Origin of the sequence: Streptomyces sp. NBC_00306, from assembly GCF_036169555.1 — a bacterium.
Taxonomy (GTDB): Bacteria; Actinomycetota; Actinomycetes; order Streptomycetales; family Streptomycetaceae; genus Streptomyces; species Streptomyces achmelvichensis.
This window is the reverse complement of record NZ_CP108032.1, coordinates 2929167-2955720: the sequence shown is the minus strand read 5'-3', so window position 1 is coordinate 2955720 and position 26554 is coordinate 2929167. Positions and strand designations below refer to the sequence as shown.

Below are 26554 nucleotides of genomic sequence, written 5' to 3'. Positions count from 1 at the left end.
CATGGGGACCGGCGAACGGCCGGCAGGTTCCGGTCGCATGCTCACCGGCGTGGCCTGGGCCGTGCTGCTGCTCGGACTGTGGCTCTGGGGCCGTGAGGTCTCCGGCGGCCCCGGCGGGAGCTCAGCCCCCACCACCGGCGATGTCGCGGCCGTGGGGCGCCCCCTCGGTGTGCCGCTGCCTCCCGCGCACGACCCGGTGGAGCCGGCCAGGCCCCATCGCGTGGACATCCCCTCGATAGGGGTCAGCGCCGCCGTCGTGCCCCGCGGCCTGGATGCCACCGGTGCCGTGGACCCGCCGCCCTATGCCATGCCGCAGACCGTCGGCTGGTTCGACGGCGGTGCCCAGCCCGGCGCCGCGGGCCCTTCCCTGCTGGTCGGCCATGTGGACACCGAGACCAAGCCGGCCGTCTTCTACGGTCTGAGCGCGGCGAAGCCCGGTGAGAAGGTGCGGGTGACCAGGGTGGACGGGTCGGTCGCGGTCTTCACCATCGACGACGTCCGGGTCTTCGGCCGGGAGCGGTTCGACGCACAGGAGGTGTACGGCGCGCGCCAGGACGGGCGGGCCGAGCTGCGGCTGATCACCTGCGGCGGCACGTTCGACCCGGCGACGAAGGCGTACACGGCGAATGTGGTCGTCTCGGCCTATCTGACCGGGATGACGACGGGCCCGGCCGCGGCACAGGCGGTCGACGAGCCCTGACGCGCCCGGACAGAGCGAAGGCCCCTCACCGATGGTGAGGGGCCTCGCTGTGCGTGCGCCGCCAGGGACTCGAACCCCGGACCCGCTGATTAAGAGTCAGCTGCTCTAACCAACTGAGCTAGCGGCGCCTGCTGACCTGGAGAACTTTACCGGATGACGACGAGTGCCTCCGACCATTATCTGATCGTCCCGGCCTGTCGGATGGTCGTTTTTTACCTTTGGTCCGTCAAAATGCGACTAGTCAGGACAGTTGGGACAGGGGTGCACCCCGTGCGCCGGTCCCGAAAGATCTTCACTAGTAGTGCGGAGGGGCCACGTATGACGGTGCCGGTGTTCGAGGAGTACGAGCCCGCCCCGGACTGCGACTGCCCGGGCTGCGCACAGCAGCGCCGAGCGCTCGCCGCCGGTGAGCACCCGGCGGCCCACGGATGCCGGAAGGCGCTCGTCCTCGTCACCGCCGCCGGAGTGGTGCTGGGCGGTGGCGGCGCGGGGGCCGCGCACGCGTCGGCGCCCGCGGCCGGCCGGGCCCACCCGGGGATCTCCGGTCTCGGGCTCGATACGGCGATGGCGCCCGCGGACGATCCGGACAGCGAGCAGGGCGGCAGGGGCCCGCTGCACGGCAGGCCGCTCGCCGGCCCGTCCGGCAAGCCGGCGACCACCCCCGAACTCCGGAAGACCACCCGGGCCGAGATCATCAACCGCGCCAAGAAATGGCTCGCCGCCAAGGTCCCGTACAGCATGGAGGCGTACTGGTCCGACGGCTACCGGCAGGACTGCTCGGGCTATGTCTCGATGGCGTGGAACCTCGTCGGCAACGAGTGGACCGGCAGCCTCCACCAGTTCGGCACCCGCATCACCCGCGAGGAGCTCCAGCCCGGCGACATTCTGCTCTTCCACAACCCGGCCAATCCGACCAAGGGCTCGCACGTCACGCTCTTCGGCGGCTGGACCGACTACACGCACACCTCCTACGTCGCGTACGAGCAGACCAAGCCGAGCACGCGCAAGCAGGCCACGCCCATGGGGTACTGGACCAACTCCGACAAGTACATCCCCTACCGCTACAACGGCCTGAGCGGCATCACCACCACACCCGGACCCTCGGCGGCCGAGACGTTCCCGGGGGCGGCCCTCTTCGGGCCAGGGAAGAACAACAAGTACGTCACCGACCTCGGCAGGATGCTGGTGGCCAGGGGCGGCAAGCGGTTCTACACCGAGGGCCCCGGGCCGCGCTGGAGTGAGGCCGACCGCAGGGCCACCCAGGCGTTCCAGCTGGCCCAGGGCTGGCGGGGCGCGGAGGCGGACGGACTGCCGGGCGCGCACACCTGGCGGCTGCTCGCCGGCGCACAGGGCAGGAACATCCCGGCCGCGGGGACGGCCGGACCGGGGTCCGTGACCGCGCCCTTCCCCGGCCGCGGCCACTTCCGGCCGGGACAGTCCAGCGCGTACGTCACCCAGCTCGGCAAGCAGCTGGTGAAGCGCGGCTTCGGCAAGCACTACACGACCGGGCCCGGTCCGCGCTGGACCGAGGCGGACCGGCGCAACGTCGAGGCCTTCCAGCGTTCGCTCGGCTGGCGCGGCGCCGAGGCCGACGGCTACCCGGGGCCGCACACCTGGAGCAAGCTCTTCGCCGCGGCGCGCTGAGGACCGAGGTGACGGCAGGACCCGGGCCCCGGCGCGGCGAGGACCGGCGTGACAGCAGGACGGATCGACCAGCGGAGGCGGCAGTCATGAACACCACGACCCCGGAGACCGACGGCGGCGCCCCGTTCGACGGGCCGCGGCACACCCCGGTCATCGCCCAGGAGGCCACTACCGAGATCCCGGTGCACCTGCTGTTCCGCGACGACGACTCCGCGCCGATCGCGCTGCGGCCCGCCGTGGTCGGACGCCGGCAGGGCACCGGGGAGCAGCCGAGGATCGGCCGCAGGACATCGGCTCCTCGGCCCACCTCCGCGCCCCTGCGGCCCCCGCCGCCCGTCGACCCGGAACTGGCCGAGCGAGCCGGACCCGTGCTGCCGGGCTGGACGGGGTTGGTGGCCGGGGCGTGCGCGCTCGCCGGGATCGGAACGGTGCTGTGGGGCGCCGGGGTGGTGCCGGCGATGGTGACCCGGATGGTCCGGGTGACCGCGCAGCCGTACCACGGTCTCGGTCTCGGCCTGTGGTGCCTGGTCACTCTCGGGGTGCTGCTCGCGCTCTTCGCGCTCGGCGGTCTCGGCCGCGGACAGGTGGGCCATGCCTGGGTGTTGACGCTGTTCGGCGAGTACCGGGGGAGTGTGCGGCGCACGGGGCTGGTGTGGATGAGCCCGCTGCTGCTGCGCCGCCGGGTGGACGTACGGCTGCGGCACTGGCGCAGCGAGCCGATGCCGGCGGTCGACGCGGACGGCACCGCGCTGCGCGTCGTCGTGCTGGTGGTGTGGCAGATCAAGGACACCGCGCGGGCGGCGCTCGGTGTGGAGGACCACGAGGAGTATCTGAGCGAGCAGGTGGAGTCGGCGATGGCGCGGGTGCTCTCGCAGCTCCCCGCGGACGCGTTCCACGAGGACGCTCCGACGCTGCGCAACGCGGAGGCCGTGGGGGCCGCGCTGACGCGCATGCTGCTGGCCGAGTGTGCTCCGGTCGGGATCGAGGTCTTCTCGGCCCAGCCGGTGGGGATCGAGTACGCCCCCGAGGTGGCGGAGGCGATGCAGCGACGGCAGATCGCGGCGATCGACGCCAGGCACCGGGACAGTGTGCTCACGTCGGTGGTGGACGCGGTGGACGACACGGTGAACCGGCTGACCTCGCGCGGCCTCGTGGAGCTGGACGACTACGAGCGCAAGGCTCTGGTCAAGGACCTCACCGTTGCCTTCTACACGGGCCGTTCCGGGTCAAGGGAAGGTTAGCTATTGGTCTGGACATGGTGAACTCTGGTCAATACATTGGGTGTTGGTCTAGACCGGAACATGCACTACCGCACAACCGCACGCGTGCAGCACGGCTCGTTGAACTCCCCCACGTTCCCTGGAGCGAAGCATGCGCAAGAGGATTACTGCGGCCGCTGTCGGTCTGCTGGTGACGGGCGCGACCGTACTCGCCACCGGCAGCGCGAGCAGCCACGGCTACACCGAATCACCCATCAGCCGCCAGAAGCTCTGTGCCAACGGCACGGTGCAGAACTGCGGCAACATCCAGTGGGAACCGCAGAGCGTCGAGGGGCCCAAGGGCTTCCCCGGCGCCGGTCCCGCCGACGGAAAGATATGTGCGGGCGGCAACGGCCAGTTCGCGCAGCTCGACGACCCGCGCGGTGGGGCGTGGCCCGCCACGAGGGTCTCGTCGGGTCAGAACTACACGTTCAGCTGGCGCTTCACCGCCCGGCACCGCACCACCGATTTCAAGTACTACATCACCAAGAGCGGCTGGAATCCCAGCCAGCCGCTGACCAGGTCGGCGCTTGAGTCGCAGCCGTTCCTGACCGTTCCCTACGGCGGCAACCAGCCGCCGGAGACCCTGTCGCACAGCGGCAATCTGCCGTCGCGCTCGGGCAAGCACCTGATCCTCGCGGTGTGGACCGTCCACGACACGGCGAATGCCTTCTATGCCTGCTCGGACGTTCAGTTCTGACAGGTTGTCAGTTACCGTGCGGCGCCATGGGAATCACCGGCACGAGCACCGTCGCGGAGCTCGTCCAGCGCCAGTGGGGTGATCACCGGGTGGGGCTGAGGGACCGGAGCCGGGTCCTCAGCCACCATCAGGTGGCCGCCGGCGCTGCCGCACGCGCTGCGCTCCTCGTGGATCTTCTGCCACGCGGGGCGGAGCCGCACCTCGGGGTACTGCTCGACAACACCCCGGAGTTTCCCCTGTGGCTCAGTGCGGCGGCCTTGGCCGGGGCCGCCGTGGCGGGCATCAACCCGACGCGCCGCGGGGCGGAACTCGCCCGCGACATCCTGCACACCGACTGCCGGGTGCTGGTCACCGAACGCGCCCACCTTCCCCTCCTCGACGGGCTGAGCCTGCCGGGGATACGGGTGCTGGTGACCGACACCCACGCGTACGGCGACCTCCTCGCCCCGTACGCCGCCGCGAAGCCCGGCGACGCCGTCGTCGGGCCGGTCGGGCCGCGCAGCAGAATGCTCCTCTCCTTCACGTCCGGGTCGACGGGCGCGCCCAAGGCGGCGATCTGCTCGCAGGGCAGGCTGGCGGCGGCCGGCGCCTCGCTGGTGGCGCACTTCGGCGTACGCGAGGACGATGTCCACTACATCTGCATGCCGATGTTCCATGGCAACGCGGTGATCGCCGACTGGGCACCCGCGCTGGCCGGCGGCGCGGCGGTGGCGCTGCGCGACCGATTCTCGGCATCCGGATTCCTCGCCGACGTAAGGGAGTTCGGCGCGACCTACTTCACCTATGTGGGGCGGGCCGTGCAGTACATCCTGGCCACGCCCGCACACGACGACGACCGCTCGCACCGGCTGCGGCTGGGCTTCGGGACCGAAGCGGGACCGGTGGACGCGGCCCGGTTCCAGGAGCGGTTCGGCGTGCGGCTGGTCGAGGGCTACGGCTCCTCCGAGGGCGGGGCCGCGATCCAGCGCACCCCCGGCACCCCGGCGGGCGCCATCGGACGGGCGGCCGCGGGCGACGACCTGGCCGTGGTCGACCCCGCGACCGGTGACGAGCGGCCGGCCGCCGTGCTGAGTCCGGACGGACGGCTGCTCAACGGGGACGCCGCGATAGGGGAGTTGGTCAACCGGGGCCCGAACCCCTTCGAGGGCTACTGGCGCCATCCGGAGGCGGACGCGGCACGGCGCCGAGGCGGCTGGTACTGGACGGGCGACCTGTTCTTCCGCGACGCGCAGGGCTACCTCTACTTCGCCGGCCGCACCGACGACCGGCTGCGGGTGGACAGCGAGAACCTGGCCGCCTCGATGATCGAGAACATCCTGGCGCGCTGGCCGGCGGCGACAGGGGCGGCGGTCTACGCGATCCCCGACCCGGTCTCCGGCGACCAGGTCATGGCGGCGCTCGCCCTGCCGGATGACCGGCCCTTCGACCCGGCGGCCTTCGCGGACTTCCTGGCGGCCCAGCCGGACCTGGGGACGAAGATGACCCCCCGTTTCGTACGCGTGCTGCCGAGCCTGCCGGTGACGGCGACGAACAAGGTGCACCGGGTCGCGCTGCGGCGGGAGGGCTTTCGCTGCGAGGACCCTGTGTGGTGGCTCCCGGACGGCGAGGGCGTGCACCGGCTGCTGACCGCGGAGGACGCGGCGGACCTGGAGCGGCGTTATGCGGAACAGGGGCGCGGGGATCTGCTGGGAAGGTGAGGCACGGGGGCCCCTATCTCCGGTCACGGTGGATGGGTGCTGGTTCGGGCGTCTGGAACGATGCGCCTGTGCATGCTGATGATCAGGTTGGCGAGGGTGTTTCTGCGGAGCTCGCGGCGTTTCTGCGGAACGCTGACGACGGGCGTCCGGTGAAGGTCGTTCCTTCGGTCTGCGGCGGGTGCGGCGAGCGCACGTTCTTCGTGCTCGTTGATGATGTTGAGGGTGGAGCCGAGCGGGTGTGCGCCGGTTGCGGCGGCCGCGCGTTCATCGCGGACAGCGAGGAGTTCTGGGAGGACGCGGATCCTGGCGAGGCCGGCTGCCCGTGCGGGAGCGAGGAGTTCGAGACCGCGGTCGCGTTCTCCCTCGCCGGCGACGGATCGGTCCGCTGGGTGACCGTTGGGCTGCGGTGCCGGAAGGACGGCGCCGTTGGCGTCTATGCCGACTGGAAGATCGACTACGGCCCCACGGATCACCTCCTGACCATGGCCTAGGTCTGCGGAGCGACCGCCCTGACAGGCTGCGGTTGGTAGAAGGTTCCGCCGCGGAGCATGGCGAAGAGGACGGGGCAGGCGCCGCGGGCGAGTTGGACCGCGGGCGGGGGATCCGGTGCGGCTGGAGGGCCGGCATGCGCACCCGCACCACCCCGGACAGCCCCCGCCCGTCGTGGTAGTGCCTGCCCCACCACCGTCGCACCCTCTGGCCCGATGGCTTCGCCCGGATCCCGCGGCCTACCGTTGCCGCATGCCTCCAGCCGAGCAGCTCCTCCAGGCCCTGACCAGGCGTGACTACCTGGTGAGCCGATGGCCGTGGCGCGCTGCCGCGTATCTGGCGAGCAGCGTGCTCACCGGGGTGCCCGCTCTCGTACTGCTCTGCGTCGCCGGGGTGTTGTCCTTCGTGCTCGTCGGGCTGCCGCTGCTCGTACTCGGCGGGCTGGGGCTCGCCGCCGTCGAGCGGCGGCGGATACGGATCGTCGATCCCGCGGTGGCCGTCAGCCCTCATCGCACCCCGGACGAACCCGGGATCGGGGCCTGGCTGCGGGTGCGGCTCACCGAGCAGGCGACCTGGCGCGAGCTCGCGTACGGGCTGCTGCACGCGCTCGTGCTCTGGCCGCTCGACCTGCTCGCCGTGCTCGTCGCCGTCGGGCTGCCCGTCGCCGCCGTGGCCGCGCCGCTCCAGCTCGCCGCCGACGGACACGAGGCACGGGTCGTCAAGACCGTGCTGGTCACCGGCTATCCGCAGGCCTTCGCGGCCGCGGTGGCAGGACTCGTCCTCCTGGCCGTCCTGCTCTACCCCCTCGGCGCCTTCGCAGGCGGCCGCGCGGCCCTCACCCGTGCGATGCTCGCCCCTCGCGAGGGTGAGATGACGAGCCGTCTGCTGGAGGTGACCCGGTCCCGTGCCCGGCTCGTCGACGCCTTCGAGGCCGAACGACGGCGTATCGAACGCGATGTGCACGACGGCGCCCAACAGCGGCTCGTCGCCCTGACCATGACGCTCGGGCTCGCCAGGATGGACGCTCCGCCCGGCCCGCTCGCCGACCGGCTGGCCCGCGCGCACGACGAGGCCGGACAGGTTCTCACCGAACTGCGGGAGCTGATCCGCGGGATCCATCCGCCGGTGCTCACCGACTACGGCCTCGGTCCCGCGCTCGCCGACGCGGCCGACCGGTCCGCCGTCCCCGTGGACACCTGTGCCGAACTGCCCCGCCTGGACCGCTCCGTCGAGACCGCCGCGTACTTCGCCGTCTGCGAAGCGCTCGCCAACATCGACAAGCACAGCGGCGCCCGCAGCGCCCGGGTCACGGCGGAGCACGCCCGCGGGCGGCTCACCGTCGAGGTCCGTGACGACGGACGCGGCGGCGCCCGGCCCGCGGGCGGCAGCGGACTCACCGGGCTCGCCGACCGCATCGCCGTCCTGGATGGCACACTGACGATCACCAGCCCACCGGGCGGCCCGACCCTCCTGCGTGTGGAGATCCCGTGCGATCCGACTCCGTGCGACCCGAGCCCGGGCGAACCGACCCCGTGCGACCCGAGCCCGGGCGAACCGACCCCGTGCGACCCGAGCCTGCGCGAACCGGCCGACCGCTCCGGGTAGTTCTGGCCGAGGACAGCGTCCTGCTGCGCGAAGGGCTGACCGGCCTGCTCGCCCGCTTCGGCCACGACACCGTCGCAGCGGTGGGCGACGCGGACGCGCTGCGCACCGCCGTCGCCGAGCACACGCCGGACATCGTGGTCACCGACGTCCGGATGCCGCCCGGTTTCCAGGACGAAGGACTGCGCGCCGCCGTCGCGCTGCGCGAACGGAACCCCGCGCTGCCCGTGCTGGTGCTCAGCCAGTACGTCCAGCGCACCTACGCGGCCGACCTGCTCGACAGCGGCGACGACACCGGCATCGGCTATCTCCTCAAGGACCGGGTCGGCCGGATCGAGGAGTTCCTGGACGCGCTCACCCGTGTCGCCGAGGGCGGCACGGTCGTCGACCCCGAGGTCGTACGGCAGTTGCTCCGCCGCCGCCGGGATCCGCTGGCCGCGCTCACACCGCGCGAGCGCGAGGTGCTCGCGCTGGTGGCGGAGGGCAGGTCGAACGCGGCGATCGCCCGCGCGCTGGTCGTCACCGAGGCGGCGGTCGGCAAGCACATCGGCAACATTCTCGCCAAACTCGACCTGCCGCCGGCCGAGGACACCCACCGCCGGGTGCTCGCCGTCCTCGCCTTCCTGAGCTCATGAGCCCCGTACGACCCCGTGCGCCCCGTCTGTTTCAGGGCGCATTGGCGTAATACCGGAGTGGCCGGTGATGCCCCGGGGAAGGTCCCAGACCTCCGAGACCTGGGAGCCCGCCGTGCCGCCCGTGCCAGCCGATGCGTCCGTACCGCCCATGCACCGCCGTCAGTTCCTCCAGACCGCCGCCGTCCTGGCGGCGGGAGCGGCCGGGACCGCGGGTGCCCTCGACACCGCCGCCGCGGCACCCGTCGCACCGGCGGCCGGCACGGCGACGGCGGCCCCGGCGACCGGACTGCACTTCACGGCCGCCACCAACGGCGCCGCCGCCCCCGCGTCCGGCGGACGCTTCGTCGCCGAGGTGCAGAACATCCTCTGGTCCGTCCCGGCCGACGGGTCCCCGGCGACCGCCCTCACCCGGCCCGACCTGGAGCCGGGCCGTCCCGTCTGCTCCCCGGACGGCCGGCGGGTCGCCATGGCCTGCTACCAGGGCGGCCAGTTCCACATCTGGACGATGGCAGCCGACGGGTCGGGACTGCGGCAGCTCACCGACGGACCGTGGGACGACCGCGGCCCCGCCTGGTCGCCGGACGGCACCCGGATCGTCTTCTCCTCCGAACGCGGCGGCGACCCGGTCACCGGCAGCCCGTACCGGATCTGGACCGTCGAGGTCCGCACGGGACGGCTGACCCGGCTCACCGGTCTGCCCGGCCAGGACAACCCCGATGTGCCCTGGGAGGACTACGACCCCGTCTGGTCGCCGGACGGCACCCGCGTCGTCTTCGTCCGCGCCCGCCTCGAATCCGGCGTCCTCAGGGCGCGCACCCTCGCGGCCGTCCCCGCCGCCGGCGGCCAGGTGACGATCGAGCACACCGAGACCGAACCGGGCAACCTGCTCACCCCCGCCATCTCCCCGGCCGGCCGCCGCGCCTGGCTGCGAGCGATCGGCTCCGCCACGCGGTACGAGCGGATGGTCCTCGTGGTGGACGGCAGACCGGCCGCCGTGGACGGCGAGATCGCGGGCGTCCCGCCGCGCTGGCTGGACGACGAACGGCTGCTGCTCACGGTCGGCGGCCGGTTCACCGTCGTCCGGCCGCACCGCGACGCCCCCGCCGAGCACATCGGCTTCAGCGCCACCCTCCCCGTCGACCGCCCCGAGTACCGGGTCAAGGCGTACGACTTCGAGCCACGCGGCGCCCGTCCCGTACGCGGCATCCATCTGCCCGCGCTCTCCCCGGACGGCCGTTCCGTCGCCTTCGTCTCGCTCAACGCCCTGTGGATCCAGGGGACGTCGGCCGGCTCCCGGCCCCGCAAGGTGGTGCAGGCCGACCCGGCGACCTACCTCCAGGGCCCGGCGTGGGCACCCGACGGCACCTCGCTGGTGTACGTCGACGACCGCGACGGCGGTCTGAACACCGTCCGCCGCCACGACCTCGCGACCGGCGCGGACACCGTGCTGGCGGCCGGCGGCCGGGTCCACCCCGCTCTCTCCCCGGACGGCCGACGCCTCGCCTGCCTCGACGTCGCGGGCAATCTCCTCGTCCGCGACCTGGCCGCGGGCACCGAGAGGACGCTGGCCGCGCCGATGGGCGGCGGCGGACTGCCCGGCCCGCCCAGCTGGTCGCCCGACGGCCGCCACCTCGCCTACTGCGACCGCAACCGCCTCAACCGCCGCTTCCGCGAGGGCTACAACCTCATCCGCGTCGTCGACACCACCACCGGCAGCTCGGCCCTCCACCCGCTCGCGCCGCACGTCTCGCTCTCCGACCGCTATGCGAGCGGACCCGTCTGGTCGCCGGACGGGCGTCACCTGGCCTGCGTCAGCGAGTCCGCGCTGTGGCTGCTGCCCGTGCGCGCCGACGGCACACCGGACGGTGCCCCGCGCCGGATCACCGACGAGGCGGCCGACCACCCGAGCTGGTCCGGGGACTCGCGCACCCTGCTGTATCTGTCGAACGGGCGGCTGCGGCTGCTGGAGCCGGGCGGCCGTCCCCGTACCGTCCCCGTCCCGCTCTCCTACCGCAGGCCGGCCCCGGTCGAGACCGTCGTCCACGCCGGCCGGCTCTGGGACGGCACGGGGTCCGCGCCCCGCGAGGACGTGGACATCCTGATCCGGGACGGCCGAGTCGCCGGTATCGAGGCACATCGCCCCTCACGGCGCGCAGCGCGCAAGATCGACGCCTCGGGCCAGACCGTCCTGCCGGGACTGTGGGACACCCACACCCATCCGTGGCAGTACACCTACGGCGCCCGTCAGACCGCCGTGTCCCTCGCCTACGGCATCACCACCACGGTCTCCCTCGCAGGCTTCTCCTACGAACAGGCCAGGCTCCGCGAGGACATCACCGCGGGCCGCCTCGCGGGGCCGAGACTGCTGACCACTGGTGAACTGCTCGACGGCTCCCGGGTCGCGTACAGCATGGGCCGCGCTCACCGCACGCCCGAAGGGCTCCAGCGCTCACTGGCCCGCGGGGCGGCCCTGGACTGGGACTTCGTCAAGACCTACGTCCGCGCACCCGCCTGGCTGATGTCGGAGGCGGCCCGCTTCGGTCACGAGCTGCTGGGGGTACGGTCCGGCTCCCACCTGTGCTCCCAGGGCTTCCAGACGGGGCAGGACCTCACCTCGCACCTGGTGGCGACCGAACGCGCGGAGTACGGCCACGGCGCGACCGCCGAGGGGTTCACCCACCAGGACACCGTCGAGAACTACGCCAACGGCTTCCATCTGATCGAGACCCCCTTCACCGCGATCACGGTCCTCTCGGACCATCCGGGCCTGCTGGACGACCCCCGGGTCACCGCGATGATGCCGCCGTGGGACGTCCTCGCCCTGCGCGAGCGGGCCGCCATGCCCGTCACCGACGCCGAACGGCTCTCCCTGCGCCGTGAATTCGCCACCTGCCGCAAGGTGATCGCAGCGGGCGGTCTGGTCGCTCTCGGCACGGACACCCCGCTCACCCCCGTCGGCCTGCACCTCCACCTCGGTCTGCGGGCCATGGTCGCCCACGGCTTCACCCCGGCCGAGGCCCTGCTGACGGCGACGGCGAACGCGGCGAAGGTCTTCGGGGCGCAGCGGGATCTCGGCACGGTCGAGCCGGGCCGGCTGGCGGATCTGACGGTCGTCGACGGAGACCCGTTCACGGACTTCGACACCTTGATGAACACCGCCCGCGTCCTCATCGCGGGGTGCAGCCACGAGCGCGGTGCGCTGGAGGACGTCTACGCCCGGCCGGCGTCGGAGCGGGCGGACATCGGCCATCCGCTGTGGGCGGCGGCGAGCGAGGTGATGCACCGCGAGGGCTGCTGCGGCTGACGCCGGGCCTCGGGCAGAGATATGGCACCAGCAGGCAGAAACTTATCTGGGGCTTCTCGGTCGGCCGAGAAGCCCCAGATGATCAGATGTGCGCCGCCAGGGACTCGAACCCCGGACCCGCTGATTAAGAGTCAGCTGCTCTAACCAACTGAGCTAGCGGCGCCTGCTGACGCGGAAATAATACCCGGTCCCCGGAGGTGCTCCGGACCGCCCCGCGAGAGGGGCGGGATCGGGCGGCGGCAGGGCCCGCAGCGGGACAGCCCTCATATCGCGAGCGACAGCACCACCGGCGCCGCCCTGCGGTTCAGCGTGTCCGCGGCCGAGCGCAGCCGGTGGGCGTGCTCGATCGGCATGGACAGGGCCAGACAGCCGACCGCCGAGCCCGCCGTCAGCGGGACGGCCGCGCAGACCGTGCCCACGGCGTACTCCTGGAGATCCAGGATCGGGACCGTCGGCGGCTGGCTGTCCAGCTTGGAGAAGAGCAGCTTCTCGCTGGTGATCGTCCTCGACGTCAGCCGGGTGATCCGGTGGCGGGAGAGATGGTCCCGGCGGCCGTTCTGGTCGAGCTGGGTCAGCAGGCATTTGCCGACGGCGCTCGCATGCGCCGCCGAGCGGAAGTCCACCCACTCGTTGACCTTGGGGGCGCGCGGACCGTCGGCGTACTGCGTGATCTTGACCTCGCCGTCGATGTACCGGCTGATGTAGACCGCCGCTCCCACGGAGTCGCGCAGCTCGGTCAGCGTCTCCTGGAGCTTGGCCTCCAGCGCCTCCTGGCGCGTGACGCCCGAACCGAGAAGGACCAGGGAGTCGCCTATCACATAGGCGCCGTCCGCGACCTGCTCCACATAACCCTCGCGGCGGAGCATGGCCAGCATGGGAGCCAGATGGCCGGTGGGCAGCCCTGTCTCCCGGGCGATCTGGACGTCGGTGACACCACCGCCGTGCTTCGAGATCGTCTCCAGGACACGCAGGACGTACTGCACCGAATGGAACGGCGCGGTCGGCTCCGGCTTCAGCGCCACGGTCTCCCCCTAGCAGGTCGTCACCGCAAGCTTCTCTACCACGATAGCGGTCAAGAGCCGCTGGAGGGGCGGCTGTTGGCGAGAATGATGGAGCGCCCCGGGGCTCTGCCCAGGGGCGCATCCGTCTGGCATATGCCGTTGTCAAGATCGTGGTCCTTGGACCCCGGAGTCTCAGAGAACAGCGCTCAGGAAGTCCCTTGTCCGCTCGTTCTCCGGCTCGGTGAAGATCTTGTCCGGGTGGCCGGATTCGATGACCTTGCCCTCGTCGAACATCAGCACGCAGTCCGAGATGTCCCGGGCGAAATTCATCTCGTGGGTCACGCACAGCATCGTGATGTCGGTGGTGTGCGCGATGTCCCGCAGGACGTCGAGGACTCCCGCGACGAGCTCGGGGTCGAGCGCCGAGGTGACCTCGTCGAGCAGCAGCACCTTGGGGCGCATCGCCAGCGCGCGGGCGATGGCCACACGCTGCTGCTGTCCGCCGGACAGCTGGCTGGGGTAGGCGTCGCAGCGGTCGCCGAGCCCGACCAGGTCGAGCAGCCCGCGGGCCCGCTCGTCCGCCTCGTCCTGGGACATGCCCAGCACATGGACCGGGGCCTCGGTGATGTTCCGCAGGACCTTCATGTTGGGGAAGAGGTTGAACTGCTGGAACACCATGCCGATGTTCTTCCGCACTTCGCGCACGTGCTTCTCGCCGGCCGGGACGAGTCTGCCGTTCTTCTCCTCGTGGCACAGATACTGCCCGTCGACCGTGATCGTGCCCTCGTCCGGCCTGGTCAGCGTCATCAGCAGCCGCAGGATCGTCGTCTTGCCGGACCCGGAAGGCCCGATCAGGGTCACGTGCTTGCCCGGGTCGACGGTGAAGTCCAGCGAGTCCAGGACGGTGTTGGCGCCGAAGCGCTTGGTGACCCCGTCGAAGCGGATCAGCTCGCCGGTCGACGGTGCGGTTCCGGCCGGGGCGGCGGTGGCCGCGGTACCGGCCACAGGGGTGTCGGCCGCCGCTTCCTTCGCGGTGTTCGGGGGGTTGCTGTCAGCGGACAAGGCGTCGCTCCAGTGCTCGCATGAGAAGGGATGCCGGATAGGAGATGAGGATGAAGGCGATGCCGACGACCGTGAACGCCTCGACCGTCAGGAAGGTCTCGGACGCGAACTGCCGTGCCTCACCGAGCATGTCCATCACACCGATGACGAAGATCATCGGTGTGTCCTTGAGCATCGCGATGACGTAGTTGCCGAGCGCCGGGGCGACCCGGCGGATCGCCTGCGGCAGGATCACCGCACCCCAGGTGCGGGTGCGCGGCAGGCTCAGCGCGGTGGCCGCCTCCCACTGACCCTGCGGAACGCCGTCGATGCCGGCGCGGTAGACCTCGGCCGTGTACGTCGAGTAGTGCAGGCCGAGCCCGACGACGCCGGTGACCATGGCCGAGAGCGTGATGCCCCACTCCGGCAGGACGTAGTAGAGGAAGAAGAGCTGCACCAGCAGCGGGGTGTTGCGGACGAACTCGGTGACGGCGGTCACCGGCCAGCGCACCACGGCCAGGCGCGAGCGCTGGGCAAGCGCCCAGACGAGGCCGAGCGCGAAGGCGACCAGCGCGCCCAGCACCAGCGCCTGGAGGGTGACCAGCAGGCCGTCCCAGAAGCGCGGCATGAACTCGTCGACTGCGGACCAGTCCCACTGCATCAGCGCTCACCCCCGGCGCTCGCCGAGACCCGGCTCTGACGAGGAATGGCGAGCTTGCGCGACATCCCGGACGAGCGCGGTGGGGGAGCCTGCCCGACTCCGGCCTTGGCCTGGCGTTCCAGCACGCGCATGCCCCGGGTCAGGACGAAGGCGAGGACGAAGTACATCACCAGGATGATCGTGTAGACGGGCGCGCTCTGGCCCGTGGCGTTGCGCACCAGCGAGGCGCCGAACGCGATGTCCGCCACGCCCATGATCGAGACGAGCGCGGTGCCCTTCAGCAGCTCGATGAGCAGGTTGTTGAAGGGCGGGATCATCTCCGGCCAGGCCTGCGGAAGGATGATCTTCCGCAGTTGCTGGGCCGGGGTGAAGCTGAGGGCGATGCCCGCCTCGCGCTGGGCGGGGGAGACCGCGTTCACCGCGCCCCGCACGATTTCGGAGCCGTAAGCGCCGTAGGTGAGGCCGAGGGAGAGGACGGCCGCCCACAGGGGGACGAGCTGCCAGCCGAAGCCGAGCGGCAGGACGAAGAAGATCCAGAACATCAGGATCAGCGCCGAGGTGCCGCGGAAGATCTCGAAGTAGGCGCCGGCGACGAACCGCACGATCCACAGCCGGTGTGCGCGTGCGAGGCCGACGACGAAGGCGACGACCGCGGCCAGCGCTGCGCTGAGGACGGTCAGCTGGACGGTGATCCACACGCCTTTGAGGAGGAGTTCCCACAAACCCGCGGATATTTCGCTCATGGCTTGCACTTCTCCTTGGCGGTGATGGTGGTCATCTGGTCCTTCGTGAAGCCGAAGGGCCGCATGATCTCCAGCAGTTCGCCGCTCTTCTTGAGCTTGTGCAGCTCACGGTTGAAGGCGTCCCGGAGGGTGGTCTCGGGGCTGCGGAACGCGAAGCCGCCGACGTCGATGACCGGCTTGCCCTTGACGTACGGCGTGACCTCGGCCGTCGCCTCGACCTTGCCGCTCCGGGTCTCCTTCACGACATTGCGCACGGTGACGGCGGTGCCCACGAAGACGTCGACCCGGCCCTGTTCCACCGCGAGCAGGCCCGCGAGCTGGTCGGGCAGGGTCGTCAGGTTCTTGACCCCGGCCTCCTTGGCGTAGTCGATCTCCGCGTAGCCGACGCCCGTGGCCATCTTGGCGCCGGCCTCGGCGATGTCCTTGTAGCTGTGCAGGTTCTTCGGGTTGCCCTTGCGCACGATGAACGCGTCGAGCATCTGGTACTCGGGGTCGGCGAAGATGACCTGTTCGCAGCGCTCGGGGTTGATGTACATCCCGGCGGCGACGACGTCGAACTGGAGGGAGTTGAGGCCGGTGATCAGGGAACCGAACTCGGTGGGGAAGGGCTGGACGTTCTCGACACCCAGCTCCTTGAAGATCCGTTCGGCGATGGCGGGGGCGGAACCCGTCATCTTGCCGTCCTTGCCGATGTAGCTGTACGGCTGCTCGCCCGCGAGCCCGAGCCGCACGGTCTTCTTCGCGCGCAGTTGCTCCAGCAGATGCCCCCCGTCACCGGCGTCGGCGGTGGCCACCCTGCTGCATGCGCTCGTCGCACCGACGGCGCCCACGGCACCCAGGGCCACGGCCCCGGCGAGCAGTGAGCGGCGCCGGATTCCTTGGCCTGTGCTGTGTCTGGATATCCCCTGTGGTGGAGCCATGGGGGCGCGGCTACCCCGTTCGCATTCGGGTATGCGGATGAATTTGCGCCCGGGATCGGCGGGCATGAGTGGAGGAGCACCACCCACCCGAGGAGATTGCATGGCTGACCACATCACCGGCCCGGCCGACCGCTTCGTCGAGGTCTCGCTCGACAAGCGCGGAATCAGCTGCACGGCACGGCTCTTGACCGACAAGGCCCCGATCACCTGCGCCGCCGTGTGGGACGCGCTGCCGCTGGGCGGCGACGTCTACCACGCCAAGTACGCGCGCAACGAGATCTACGCCCTGCTGCCCGCGTTCGCGCCGCAGGAGCCGCCGCTGGAGAATCCGACCGTCACTCCCATTCCGGGAGATCTCTGCTACTTCACCTTCTCCGATGTGCAATTGGGTACGAACTCGTACGGCTACGGGGACAAGGCGGCGCACGCGGGCCGCGCCACCGTCGTCGACCTCGCGCTGTTCTACGAACGCAACAACCTGCTGCTCAACGGCGACACCGGATGGGTCCCCGGCATCGTCTGGGGCACCGTGGTCGACGGCCTCGACCGGATGGCCGAGGCCTGTCAGGACCTGTGGCGGGCCGGTGCGCTGGGGGAGACCCTCAGCTTCCGGCGCGCCTAGGTCCTGTCCGGGCGAGTCCGCGGCTCAGATCCGCGGACGGGGCGCGGGGATCGACGCCACTCCCGACTCGTAGAGCGCGTGCGCGGCCCGCAGCACCAGCGCGTCCGCGTGCCGCGCCCCGACCAGCTGGACGCCGATCGGCAGCCCGTCCTCGTCCACCCCGCACGGCACGGTGGCGGCGGGCTGCTGCGTCAGGTTGAAGGGATAGGTGAACGGCGTCCAACCCGTCCAGCGACGGTGCCCCGAGCCGGCCGGCACCTCCGCCCCCGCCTCGAAGGCGGTGACCGGCAGCGTCGGCGTCACCAGCAGGTCGTACGTGCTGTGGAAGCGCCCCATGCGCCGGCCCAGATCCATCCGGGTGTCCACGGCCGCCAGATACTCCAGCGCGCTGTGCCGCGCGCCGATCGCGGTGATCTCGCGCAGCCCGGGGTCCAGCGACTGCCGCTGCGGGGACCCCAGCGCCTGGAGCAGCCGCGCCGCACCGCTGAACCACAGGGTGTGGAAGGCCTCCACCGGGTCGCTGATGTCGGGGTCGGCCTCCTCGATGTACGCGCCGCGCCCGGCCAGCGCCTGCACCGCCCCGCGTACCGCGGAGGCGATCGCCGGACGGACCGCCACCTGCCCGCCGAAGGACGGCGAGTAGGCGATCCGCAGCCCGTGGATGCCGTCCGCGAGCGCGTCCTGTGCGCTGCCCGCGGGCGCCAGTTGCGACCAGTCCCGCCAGTCCGGGCCGCTGATCACATCGAGCAGCAGTGCCGCGTCAGCCGCGTCGCGGGTCATCGGGCCGACGTGCGCCAGGGTTCCGAACGGGCTGGAGGGATACAGCGGTACCCGGCCGTACGTCGGCTTGAGGCCGAAGATCCCGCAGAAGGAGGCGGGGATACGGACCGAACCGCCGCCGTCCGTGCCCAGCGAGAGGGCGCCCGCGCCCAGCGCCACCGCGGCCCCGCTGCCGCCGCTGGAGCCGCCGGCCGTCCGCGACGGGTCGTAGGGGTTGCCGGTGACACCGTGCCGGGGGGAGTCGGTGACCCCCTTCCAGCCGAACTCGGGCGTGGTGGTCTTAGCGAGGAAGACCGCGCCGTGTTCGCGCATCCGCGCCACCGACGGCGCGTCCTCGTCCCAGGCGCCCTCGGCGCGGACGGTGTGCGAGCCGCGCAGTGTCGGCCCGCCGCGCTGGAGCAGCAGGTCCTTCACGGTGACCGGCACGCCGTCGAGCAGCCCTTGCGGCTCCTTCCGCCGCCAGCGTTCGGCCGAGGCCTCGGCCTGGGCGATCGCTGCCTCGGCGTCGACCCGGACGAAGGCGTTGACCAGCGGCTGCACCGCCTCGATCCTCTCCAGTGCCGCTCGGGTCGCCTCGACGGGCGTGAAGTCCCCTTTCTCGTAGCCGGCCAGCAGTTGGCGTGCGGTGTGGTCAGTCAGCGGATCAGTCATGCATGGGGACGTACCCACGTTTCTTGTCCACCACGTTCGGGAACGGCTTTCCGGCCTCCCAGAGGTCGTACAGATCGACGAACTGCTCGCCGAGCCGGTCGCGCCAGCCCACCGTGTCGCCGCTCATGTGCGGGGACACGATCAGCCCGGGGACGTCCCACAGCGCGCTGTCGGGCTCCAGCGGCTCCGAGGTGAAGACATCGAGGGCGGCGCCCGTGATCACCCGGTCGTTCAGCGCCGCGACGAGATCGTCCTCGACGACCAGCGGGCCGCGTCCCACGTTGATGAACCGGGCCGACGGCTGCATCAGGGCGAAGCGCCGCCGGTCGAACATCCCGCGTGTCGCGTCGGTCAGCGGGGCGGCGCACACCACCCAGTCGGCGCGCGCCAGCAGCGGATCGAGATCCTCGGTGCCGTGGATGGCGCCCCGCGCGGTCCGGCCCACGACCGCCACGGTGATGCCCAGGGCCTCCAGGGTCGCGGCCACCGCCCGGCCGATGGGTCCGGCGCCGACGACCGTGGCCCGGGTGCCGGCGACGCGCAGCCCTTCGCGATGGCGCCATCGGCGCTGCCGCTGGAGTTCGAGGGTCCCGGGGAGGTCCTTCGCCATGGCGAGCACCAGGCCCGCGACGTACTCCGCGATGGGTTCCTCGAAGACGCCCCGGGCGTTGGTGACCACCGTGTCGGATTCGGCCAGTTCGGGGCAGAGCAGCCGGTCCACACCGGCGCTCGGGGTGTGCACCCAGCGTGGCCGCGGGCCGTCGCCCGGCCAGGCGAGCCGCACCGCGTCGGAGGTGAAGTCCCAGGCCAACAGCACGTCGGCGTGAGGGAGTTGGGCGGCGAGCGACTGTTCGTCGGCATAACTGACGCGGACCCGCCCGGTCAGCTTGCCGAGACGGGGCGGGGGGTCCGCCTGCAGGACGAGAAGAGTGGGTTCGGACATCAAGCGGAAGCCGTTTCGTAACGTCTGACATGTACGGATTGACCCACGCTCGCAGCCGAACCTAACGTCGTCAACAACACGTCAAAGGGGGCCGGCGATGGATGTCTCCTTTCTCGGCGGGCCGCAACCGCAACGCGGTGTCGGCATCGTCGCTCCGTTCGATTTCGCGCTGGATCGCGAGCTGTGGCGTTGGGTCCCCGACGACGTCTCACTGCGGCTGACGCGTACTCCCTACGTCCCTGTGGAGGTCTCCCTCGACCTCGCCCGCCTGGTCAGTGAGCACGAGACCCTGCACAAGGCCGTGCAGGCGCTCGGGGCGTCCGAGCCCGAAGTCATCGCCTACGCCTGCACATCCGGCAGCTTCGTCGGCGGGGTCGCCGGGGAGAGGGCCATGTGCGAGGCGATGACCTCGGCGGGGGACGTCGCCTCGCTGACCACGTCCGGCGCCCTGCTCGAAGCACTCGACGAGCTGGGCGCCCGCCGTATCGCCCTCGTGACCCCCTATACGGAATCGGTCACGCGTTCGCTGGAGGACTACTTGGCGGAAGCCGGGGCAACCGTCACGGGCCGCGCTTTTCTCGGACTGACCCGGCACATCTGGAAGGTGCCGTACCGGTCGGTGGTGGACATGGCGCGGCAGGCGGTGGTGGGCGCGGCCGACGCGCTCTTCATCAGCTGCACGAATCTGCCGACGTACGACGCGATCCCCCAGCTGGAGGCCGAACTGAGGATGCCGGTGCTCTCCGCGAACCAGGTGACGATGTGGGCGGCGCTGCGCCGGATCGGCGTGCACGCGGTCGGGCCCTACCAAGGGCTGCTGCTGCAGCCGGAGGCCCAGCCCGAGATCCCGCTCCCTCCCCAGGCACCGCAGCCCCAGGCTCAGCCGGCCCAGCCCGAAGAACAGGAAGGCTGGACATGACCACGGTCGGACTTCTGTACCCCGGGCACTCCGCCGAGGACGACTACCCACGCTTCGAGGTGCTGCTCGACAGCGACATCAGGCTGCCGGTCGTGCACACCGACATCGGCGAGGACGCCCACCGCGTGGACGCCCTGCTGAACATGGGGTCGCCCGAGCGGCTCGCCGCGGGCGTGGAGGAACTCCGCCTCGCGGGCGCCGAGTCGGTCGTCTGGGCGTGCACGAGCGGAAGCTTCGTATACGGGTGGGACGGCGCCCACGAGCAGACACGGGCGCTCGCGCTGGCCGCGGGCCTCCCGGCGTCCAGCACGTCGTTCGCCTTCGCCCACGCGGTACGCGCGCTGGGCGCGGAACGGGTGGCGGTGGCGGCGACCTATCCGGAGGATGTCACCGCCCACTTCACGGCGTTCCTCAAGGCCGCGGGGACCGAGGTGGTCGCGGACCGGGCGAGCGGCATCATCACGGCGGCCGAGGTCGGCACCTGGGGCCGGGACGAGGTGCTGGAGCTGGCGCGTGCGGGAGACCATCCGGACGCGGAGATCGTGCTGCTGCCGGACACGGCCCTGCACACGGCGGCGTATCTGCCCGAGCTGGAGGAGACGCTCGGCAAGCCGGTCCTCACGGCGAACCAGGTGACCGTCTGGGAGGGCCTGCGGCTGGCCGAGCGCCGGGCGTGGGCGCCGAAGCTGGGCACGCTGTTCGCCAAGCGGGACCAAATCCGGATCTGAGCGGCGGGCCGGGCCGGGGCACGGTTTGAGCGGCCCGGGCCCGGGCCTCGTGCGAGGGGCCGGGCCCGGCTCCGCTCCGAGCGGCCGGGTCCGGACCCTGACCGCCGCGCGGCCCGGGCGCTGCTCCGGTCCGAGCGGCCGGGCGTTCCCGGACCTGAACCGTGCAGCCCGGAACCGCACCCCACCGGAACCGATCCGGTCCGGGATGCCGACCCGGGCCCGACGTCTCGAACCGGATCCCGCCGGGGGTGATGGGACGGCGCTCGGACCTGCGCCGGGGCCCCGGCCCCGTCCCGCTCCGGAATAAAGCGGAGAGGCCCTCCTGTTCTTCTGTGTTGTACGTTTTTACGCGCAGGAGGGCTGAACCGGTGGACGACGCGATACAGGGCGACCCAATACGAGGCACGGCACGGGGTACTGCGCCGGTGCCGCTGTCCGTACTGGATCTGGTCACGGTCGGCGAGGGCCGTACCGCGAGCGACGCCCTGCGCACCAGTGTGCAGATCGCCCGGCTCGCCGAGAGTCGCGGCTACGGCCGCCACTGGGTGGCCGAACACCACTCCATGCCCGGCGTCGCCTCCTCCTCGCCCGCCGTGATCCTCGCGCACCTCGCCGCGCACACCGAGCACATCCGCCTCGGCTCCGGCGGCGTGATGCTGCCCAATCACGCGCCTCTCGTCATCGCCGAGCAGTTCGGCACGCTGGAGGCGCTCGCCCCGGGCCGTGTCGACCTCGGCCTCGGCCGCGCCCCCGGTACGGACGGCGCGACCGCCGCCGCACTGCGGCGCACCGAGCGGCTGGGCGAGGGCGCCGACGACTTCCCGCAGCAACTCGCCGAACTGACACGGTTCCTGGACGACGACTTCCCCGACGGGCACCCCTACAGCCGTATTCACGCGGTCCCGGGCCCGGTGCAGGGGCCCACCGGCCGTCCGCCCGTCTGGCTCCTCGGCTCCTCCGGTTTCAGCGCCCGGCTGGCCGGCGTGCTGGGACTGCCCTTCGCCTTCGCCCACCACTTCTCGGCGCAGAACACCATCCCGGCGCTCGACCTCTACCGCGAGTCCTTCCGGCCCTCGGCGGTGCTGGACGCCCCCTACGCGCTCATCGGGGTGGCGGCGCTCGCCGCCGACGACGAGAGGGAGGCCCGCCGGCAGGTGCTGACCGGGGCGCTGTCGATGCTGCGGCTGCGCACCGGCCGCCCGGGGCTCGTGCCGACGCCCGAAGAGGCCGAGGTGTATCGGTTCAGCCCCATGGAGCGGGAGTTCGTCGACAGCTGGCTGACCAACATCGTCCACGGCACGCCGGACGCGGTGCGCACCGGTCTGGACGACCTCCAGAAGCGCACGGGGGCCGACGAGTTGATGCTCACGGCCAATGCCCACGGCGGTTACATCCGGCTCCGTTCGTACGAACTGATCGCCGACGCCTACGAATTGCCGACCTCGGTGGTTCCTTCCTGATCAGGGCCGCAGGGCTCGGTTAACGCACCCTTAAACCGCTCGTCACGATGGTGGCGGGCGGTTTTTGCATACTGTTGCAACAGCCTGACAAGCGGTTTCTCGTCAAAATTGGTCTAGTCCTAATGTGGTCAGGACCATTGACGCGCCGGTGGCCGGATCGCTATCTCTTCTCCCACTCACGTCGGCACAACCCCGGAGGCTGTCCGTGCGCTCCCCCAGACCCTTGCTCGCGGCCCTGACGACCGCGGCGCTCGCCGCAGGCGTCATGGCCGGTTTCGCCGCCACCGGCCCGGCCGGCGCGGCCGGCAACGACGCCCAGCTCGCCGCCGCATCCACGGGCGGGGTGAAGATCGCGTACTACGACCAGTGGAGCGTGTACGGCAACGCCTTCTTCCCCAAGCACCTCCAGGACAGGGGCATCGCGGGGAAGCTCGACATCATCAACTACTCGTTCGGGAACATCCACCCCACGGATCTGACCTGTTTCGAGGCGAACAAGGCGGCGGGCGACGACAACAACCCGAACGCCGGTGACGGTGCGGGCGACGCCTTCGCGGACTACCAGAAGACGTTCGGCGCGGCCGACAGCGTGGACGGCGTCGCCGACACCTGGAACCAGCCGATCGCGGGTGTCTTCAACCAGTTCAAGAAGCTGAAGGCGAAGAACCCCCATCTGAAGATCAACATCTCGCTGGGCGGCTGGACGTACTCCAAGTTCTTCCACGACGCGGCGAAGACTGACGCGAGCCGCAAGAAGCTCGTGGCGTCCTGCATCAAGCAGTACATCCAGGGCGACATCCCGGTCGAGGGCGGCTTCGGCGGAGCCGGCACGGCGGCCGGCATCTTCGACGGCATCGACATCGACTGGGAGTACCCGGGCTCGGCGGGCGGCCACCTCGGCAACCACTACGGCCCCGAGGACAAGACCAACTTCACCCTGCTGCTGGCCGAGTTCCGCAAGCAGCTCAACGAGTACGGCACCGCGCACGGCGGCAAGAAGTACCTGCTGACGGCGGCGATGCCGGCCGGCCAGGACAAGATCAAGTACATCGAGACGGACAAGGTGGGCGCGTACCTCGACTACGCGAACATCATGACCTACGACATGCACGGCGCCTGGGACGCGGACGGACCCGCCTACCACCAGTCGCCGCTGTACTCGCCGGCGTCCGACCCGACCGACCCGATCCCGCCGGGCACCCAGAAGTACTCGATCGACAACGCCGTGGACGCCTGGATCGACGGCAACGCCGCGTACGGCATCGCGGGCGGCTTCCCGGCGAACAAGCTGACGCTGGGATACGAGTTCTACTACCGCGGCTGGAAGGGTGTTCCGGCCGGGGCCAAAAACGGTCTCGGCGGCAGCGCCACCGGTGCGAGCGCCGCGCGTCCGCTGAGCCAGCAGGCGGGCATCGCGCACTACAAGGAGCTCGGCGGCATCGTCGACAACGCGGCGACGACGTTCTGGGACGACGAGGCGAAGGCGTCGTACTTCTACAAGGACGGCGAGTTCTTCACCGGCCTCGACAAGCGCGCGATCCAGGCCCGCGCCGACTACGCCCACAACCGCGGTCTGGGCGGCGCGATGATGTACTCCCTGCTCGGCCTGGACCCCGGAGCGAAGCTGCTCAACGACATCGTGGCGGCCGTCGGCAGCTCGCCGAGCCCGGACCCGAGCGAACCCACCCCGTCCCCGTCCGACCCGACACCCTCGCCGAGCGACCCGACCCCGTCGCCGTCCGACCCGGCGCCCGGCTGCACGGCCACGCCGTGGTCCGCCTCCGCGGTCTACAACAACGGCGGCCTCGTCTCCCACAAGGGCCGCACCTGGAAGGCCCAGTGGTGGACGCAGAACGAGGAGCCCGGCACCACCGGTGAGTGGGGCGTCTGGCGCGACCAGGGCGCCTGCTGATCACAGGTGCTCCCCGCCCCCCACCACGGCGCCGCCCCGGACCCCCGCTCAGGGGTCCGGGGCGGCGCCCGTCGTCAAGCGCCCGCGGCGCCGGTCCTCACCCGGGCAGCGCGCTGATGCCGATCATCGCCCCGATCCGGTCCGGCGCCACGGCCCGTGAGTACAGCCAGCCCTGACCCGTGTCGCAGCCGATGCTGCGCAGCCGGGAGGCCTGCCCCGAGGTCTCCACGCACTCCGCCGTGACCGTCAGACCGAGCCGGTGCGCGAGCTGGACGAGGGCCTCGACGATCGTCTCGTCCGCCGGGTTCGGGTGCGCCTCGTCCTGGAAGCCCCGGACGAACGATCCGTCCAGCTTCAGCGCCGAGACCGGCAGCCGGCTCAGATACGCCAGGTTCGAATAGCCCGTGCCGAAGTCGTCGATGGCGATCTGCACGCCCATGTCGCTGAGCGCCTGGAGCGCCTGGAGGGGCCTGCCGGCCGAACCCATCACCGCGGACTCGGTGAGTTCGAGCTGGAGAAGGTGCGGCGCGAGCCCCGTCTCGGCGAGGATCTCCGCCACGTCCGCCACCAGGTCCGAGTCCCAGACCTGCCGTACGGCGACATTGACGCTCACGAACAGCGGCGGGACGCCGGGGTGCTCCTGCTGCCACCGGCGCGCCTGGCGGCAGGCGGTGCGCAGCACCCACCGCCCGAGCTGGACGATCGAGCCGTCCTCCTCCGCGATTCCGATGAACCGATTCGGCGCAAGTGTCCCGAACTGCGGGTGATTCCAGCGCACCAGCGCCTCGACGCCGCGCGTCATCCCGTCCGCCAGTCCCACCAGCGGTTGGTACTCCAGCGCGAACTCCCCGCGCTCCACCGCCGGCCGCAGCGTCGAGGAGAGGGCCTGCCGCGTCATCCGGTGCGCGTTGCGCTCGGGATCGAAGAGCGTCCAGCGCGCCTTGCCGTCCGCCTTCGCCCAGTAGAGCGTCGTGTCGGCGGCCTGCATCAGCCCCGTCGCGGTCGTGCCGGCGACCGTACGCTCCACCACCCCGATCGACGCGGAGACCGAGAGCCGCTGCCCGTCGAGGTCGAACGGCTGCTGCAGCGCGACCAGTACGGACCGGGCGAGATCGGCGACCTGGTCCGTACCCGTGGAGTCCTCGACCAGGATCGCGAACTCGTCGCCGCCGAGCCGGGCCACCAGATGGCCGCCGCTGCGGGTGTAACCGTCGCCGTCCGCGCACTCGGTGAGCCGCCGGGCGACGGCCGCGAGCAGCCGGTCGCCGACCCGGTGCCCGAGGGTGTCGTTGACCGCCTTGAAACCGTCGAGGTCGAGATAGCAGAGGCCGACCCGGCCGGTGGACCCCTGGTCGTACGCCGACGATTCGAGCGCCGAGGCGAGCCGTTCGAAGAACAGCGTCCGGTTGGGCAGCCGGGTCACCGCGTCATGCATCTGGAGATGGCGCAGCCGCGCGTGCAGTTCGCGCCGGTCGCTGATGTCCGCGACGGACAGCAGCACATTGCGGCTGTCGGGCACCGGCGCCACCGTGACCTCCGCCCACAGCGCGCGTCCGTCGGGGTGCTTGAGCCTGCGGGTGCACCGGAAGCGGGAGCGCCGGCCGCGCAGCACCTCGCGGTACGCGTGCCAGGTGCGCCGGTCGGAGGCGAGGTCCACCAGGTCGGCGGCCGTCCGCTCCAGGAGGTCCACGGGCTCCGAGCCGAAGAGCGTCGCGAGCGCCGCGTTGGCCGTCACGACGAGTCCGTCCTGGTCGACGACCGCCATCGCGAGGTGTGCGGCGTTGAATGCCGCCCGGTAGTCGCGCAGTTCGGCGGCGGACCGGCCGACCTGGTGACGCTCCGTGATCTTCGGCCGCGCCCTGCCGGGCACCGCGACTCCCGTCGGCCCTGTTCCTTCGGAGGTTCCGCTCACCGCTCACTCCCGCAGTGCAGTTGTGTCGTACAGGGTCGTACTGATGTGGCCGGCCGGGGCCGGTCCTACGTCGGCGAAGGTCGGGGGAAGGGTCCGGGAAAGTGTGCCGATCATAGAGGCTGCCCCCTGGGCCGTTCCAGCTCCGCCGCTCGGGTGCCGCCCGTCCGTGGTCTCCGGCCGATCGTTTCTGCGCGGGTCTGCACGGGTGCCGATTCCGGCCTGACCGAATGT

Annotated in this window: 21 protein-coding genes, 2 tRNA genes and 1 pseudogene; 14 read left to right on the top strand and 10 right to left on the bottom strand. The window is 71.4% G+C overall.

The features are described from left to right. The first annotated feature begins 1 nt into the window (after position 1). Entirely contained in the window at positions 2 to 700 is a 699-nt protein-coding gene (locus OHA05_RS12995) for a class F sortase (RefSeq protein ID WP_328860652.1), read from the top strand. Positions 701 to 754: 54 nt separating this feature from the next. Here the strand turns inward: OHA05_RS12995 and OHA05_RS12990 are convergent. Beyond that, positions 755 to 828: transfer RNA gene (locus tag OHA05_RS12990), tRNA-Lys, on the bottom strand. Positions 829 to 1018: 190 nt separating this feature from the next. Here OHA05_RS12990 and OHA05_RS12985 point away from each other — a divergent pair. The 8 genes and pseudogenes from OHA05_RS12985 to OHA05_RS12950 all read left to right on the top strand — a co-directional run bounded on the left by OHA05_RS12985 (position 1019) and on the right by OHA05_RS12950 (position 12030). Then, positions 1019 to 2344: a peptidoglycan-binding protein gene (locus OHA05_RS12985; protein ID WP_313946155.1), complete on the top strand. Its 1326-nt coding sequence runs from the start codon at positions 1019 to 1021 to the stop codon at positions 2342 to 2344. A 68-nt stretch (positions 2345 to 2412) separates the two neighbouring features. Then, positions 2413 to 3585, top strand: a pseudogene (locus OHA05_RS12980) (SPFH domain-containing protein); the annotation flags it as partial. Between the two features lie 130 nt (positions 3586 to 3715). Beyond that, positions 3716 to 4303 (top strand): lytic polysaccharide monooxygenase auxiliary activity family 9 protein, encoded by a 588-nt coding sequence (locus tag OHA05_RS12975; protein WP_313946156.1) that lies wholly within the window; start codon positions 3716 to 3718, stop codon positions 4301 to 4303. A gap of 32 nt (positions 4304 to 4335) precedes the next feature. Beyond that, complete coding sequence (locus OHA05_RS12970; protein ID WP_328863377.1) at positions 4336 to 6000, top strand: AMP-binding protein; 1665 nt, start codon at positions 4336 to 4338, stop codon at positions 5998 to 6000. Positions 6001 to 6068: 68 nt separating this feature from the next. Then, positions 6069 to 6491 carry a hypothetical protein gene (locus OHA05_RS12965; RefSeq protein ID WP_328860651.1) on the top strand — a complete coding sequence of 141 codons (423 nt, stop codon included), beginning with the start codon at positions 6069 to 6071 and terminating at the stop codon, positions 6489 to 6491. Between the two features lie 250 nt (positions 6492 to 6741). Next, complete coding sequence (locus tag OHA05_RS12960) at positions 6742 to 8094, top strand: sensor histidine kinase (RefSeq protein WP_313946157.1); 1353 nt, start codon at positions 6742 to 6744, stop codon at positions 8092 to 8094. Next, complete coding sequence (locus OHA05_RS12955; RefSeq protein ID WP_328860650.1) at positions 8052 to 8726, top strand: response regulator transcription factor; 675 nt, start codon at positions 8052 to 8054, stop codon at positions 8724 to 8726. Before OHA05_RS12960 ends, OHA05_RS12955 begins: the two co-directional genes overlap by 43 nt. A gap of 148 nt (positions 8727 to 8874) precedes the next feature. Further along, a complete protein-coding gene (locus tag OHA05_RS12950; RefSeq protein WP_328863376.1) occupies positions 8875 to 12030 on the top strand; it encodes an amidohydrolase family protein in 3156 nt (1051 codons plus the stop codon). A gap of 89 nt (positions 12031 to 12119) precedes the next feature. Here OHA05_RS12950 and OHA05_RS12945 read toward each other — a convergent pair. From OHA05_RS12945 to ehuB, 6 genes are all read right to left on the bottom strand, one after another. Continuing rightward, positions 12120 to 12193, bottom strand: a tRNA-Lys gene (locus tag OHA05_RS12945). A 100-nt stretch (positions 12194 to 12293) separates the two neighbouring features. Continuing rightward, positions 12294 to 13052 carry an IclR family transcriptional regulator gene (locus OHA05_RS12940; protein WP_313946159.1) on the bottom strand — a complete coding sequence of 253 codons (759 nt, stop codon included), beginning with the start codon at positions 13050 to 13052 and terminating at the stop codon, positions 12294 to 12296. 171 nt (positions 13053 to 13223) lie between these two features. Continuing rightward, entirely contained in the window at positions 13224 to 14036 is an 813-nt protein-coding gene (gene ehuA / locus OHA05_RS12935) for an ectoine/hydroxyectoine ABC transporter ATP-binding protein EhuA (RefSeq protein ID WP_327686869.1), read from the bottom strand. A 46-nt stretch (positions 14037 to 14082) separates the two neighbouring features. Beyond that, positions 14083 to 14733, bottom strand: coding sequence for an ectoine/hydroxyectoine ABC transporter permease subunit EhuD (gene ehuD / locus OHA05_RS12930; RefSeq protein ID WP_313946160.1), 651 nt, complete (start codon positions 14731 to 14733; stop codon positions 14083 to 14085). Next, a complete protein-coding gene (gene ehuC / locus OHA05_RS12925; RefSeq protein WP_328860649.1) occupies positions 14733 to 15476 on the bottom strand; it encodes an ectoine/hydroxyectoine ABC transporter permease subunit EhuC in 744 nt (247 codons plus the stop codon). The genes ehuD and ehuC overlap by 1 nt, the downstream gene beginning before the upstream one ends. Continuing rightward, positions 15473 to 16396, bottom strand: a complete 924-nt coding sequence (gene ehuB, locus OHA05_RS12920) for an ectoine/hydroxyectoine ABC transporter substrate-binding protein EhuB (RefSeq protein ID WP_313946162.1) — start codon at positions 16394 to 16396, stop codon at positions 15473 to 15475. The genes ehuC and ehuB overlap by 4 nt, the downstream gene beginning before the upstream one ends. 100 nt (positions 16397 to 16496) lie before the next feature. On the opposite strand from ehuB, the gene OHA05_RS12915 reads away from it, so the two are divergent. Further along, positions 16497 to 17018 (top strand): DUF3830 family protein, encoded by a 522-nt coding sequence (locus OHA05_RS12915; RefSeq protein WP_328860648.1) that lies wholly within the window; start codon positions 16497 to 16499, stop codon positions 17016 to 17018. 24 nt (positions 17019 to 17042) lie between these two features. On the opposite strand, the gene OHA05_RS12910 is transcribed toward OHA05_RS12915, so the two are convergent. Beyond that, a complete protein-coding gene (locus OHA05_RS12910; protein ID WP_328860647.1) occupies positions 17043 to 18449 on the bottom strand; it encodes an amidase in 1407 nt (468 codons plus the stop codon). After that, positions 18442 to 19392 (bottom strand): D-2-hydroxyacid dehydrogenase, encoded by a 951-nt coding sequence (locus OHA05_RS12905; RefSeq protein WP_328860646.1) that lies wholly within the window; start codon positions 19390 to 19392, stop codon positions 18442 to 18444. The genes OHA05_RS12910 and OHA05_RS12905 overlap by 8 nt, the downstream gene beginning before the upstream one ends. Before the next feature lie 97 nt (positions 19393 to 19489). On the opposite strand from OHA05_RS12905, the gene OHA05_RS12900 reads away from it, so the two are divergent. The 4 genes from OHA05_RS12900 to OHA05_RS12885 all read left to right on the top strand — a co-directional run bounded on the left by OHA05_RS12900 (position 19490) and on the right by OHA05_RS12885 (position 24411). Next, a complete protein-coding gene (locus tag OHA05_RS12900; protein ID WP_327683943.1) occupies positions 19490 to 20311 on the top strand; it encodes a maleate cis-trans isomerase family protein in 822 nt (273 codons plus the stop codon). Further along, positions 20308 to 21039: a maleate cis-trans isomerase family protein gene (locus OHA05_RS12895; protein ID WP_313946167.1), complete on the top strand. Its 732-nt coding sequence runs from the start codon at positions 20308 to 20310 to the stop codon at positions 21037 to 21039. Before OHA05_RS12900 ends, OHA05_RS12895 begins: the two co-directional genes overlap by 4 nt. Before the next feature lie 368 nt (positions 21040 to 21407). Next, positions 21408 to 22499: an LLM class flavin-dependent oxidoreductase gene (locus OHA05_RS12890; protein WP_443043682.1), complete on the top strand. Its 1092-nt coding sequence runs from the start codon at positions 21408 to 21410 to the stop codon at positions 22497 to 22499. A 205-nt stretch (positions 22500 to 22704) separates the two neighbouring features. Continuing rightward, positions 22705 to 24411: a glycosyl hydrolase family 18 protein gene (locus OHA05_RS12885; RefSeq protein WP_328860645.1), complete on the top strand. Its 1707-nt coding sequence runs from the start codon at positions 22705 to 22707 to the stop codon at positions 24409 to 24411. Between the two features lie 97 nt (positions 24412 to 24508). Here the strand turns inward: OHA05_RS12885 and OHA05_RS12880 are convergent, their stop codons facing one another. Continuing rightward, a complete protein-coding gene (locus tag OHA05_RS12880) occupies positions 24509 to 26323 on the bottom strand; it encodes a putative bifunctional diguanylate cyclase/phosphodiesterase (RefSeq protein WP_328860644.1) in 1815 nt (604 codons plus the stop codon). Between the last annotated feature and the right edge of the window lie 231 nt (positions 26324 to 26554).

Bases quoted from the DNA above. Each gene is read 5' to 3' on its own strand.
- OHA05_RS12995 (WP_328860652.1), top strand. From the start codon at position 2: ATGGGGACCGGCGAACGGCCGGCAGGTTCCGGTCGCATGCTCACCGGC.
- OHA05_RS12985 (WP_313946155.1), top strand. From the start codon at position 1,019: ATGACGGTGCCGGTGTTCGAGGAGTACGAGCCCGCCCCGGACTGCGAC.
- OHA05_RS12975 (WP_313946156.1), top strand. From the start codon at position 3,716: ATGCGCAAGAGGATTACTGCGGCCGCTGTCGGTCTGCTGGTGACGGGC.
- OHA05_RS12960 (WP_313946157.1), top strand. From the start codon at position 6,742: ATGCCTCCAGCCGAGCAGCTCCTCCAGGCCCTGACCAGGCGTGACTAC.
- OHA05_RS12950 (WP_328863376.1), top strand. From the start codon at position 8,875: ATGCACCGCCGTCAGTTCCTCCAGACCGCCGCCGTCCTGGCGGCGGGA.
- ehuD (WP_313946160.1), bottom strand. From the start codon at position 14,733: ATGCAGTGGGACTGGTCCGCAGTCGACGAGTTCATGCCGCGCTTCTGG.
- ehuC (WP_328860649.1), bottom strand. From the start codon at position 15,476: ATGAGCGAAATATCCGCGGGTTTGTGGGAACTCCTCCTCAAAGGCGTG.
- ehuB (WP_313946162.1), bottom strand. From the start codon at position 16,396: ATGGCTCCACCACAGGGGATATCCAGACACAGCACAGGCCAAGGAATC.
- OHA05_RS12915 (WP_328860648.1), top strand. From the start codon at position 16,497: ATGGCTGACCACATCACCGGCCCGGCCGACCGCTTCGTCGAGGTCTCG.
- OHA05_RS12910 (WP_328860647.1), bottom strand. From the start codon at position 18,449: ATGACTGATCCGCTGACTGACCACACCGCACGCCAACTGCTGGCCGGC.
- OHA05_RS12905 (WP_328860646.1), bottom strand. From the start codon at position 19,392: ATGTCCGAACCCACTCTTCTCGTCCTGCAGGCGGACCCCCCGCCCCGT.
- OHA05_RS12900 (WP_327683943.1), top strand. From the start codon at position 19,490: ATGGATGTCTCCTTTCTCGGCGGGCCGCAACCGCAACGCGGTGTCGGC.
- OHA05_RS12895 (WP_313946167.1), top strand. From the start codon at position 20,308: ATGACCACGGTCGGACTTCTGTACCCCGGGCACTCCGCCGAGGACGAC.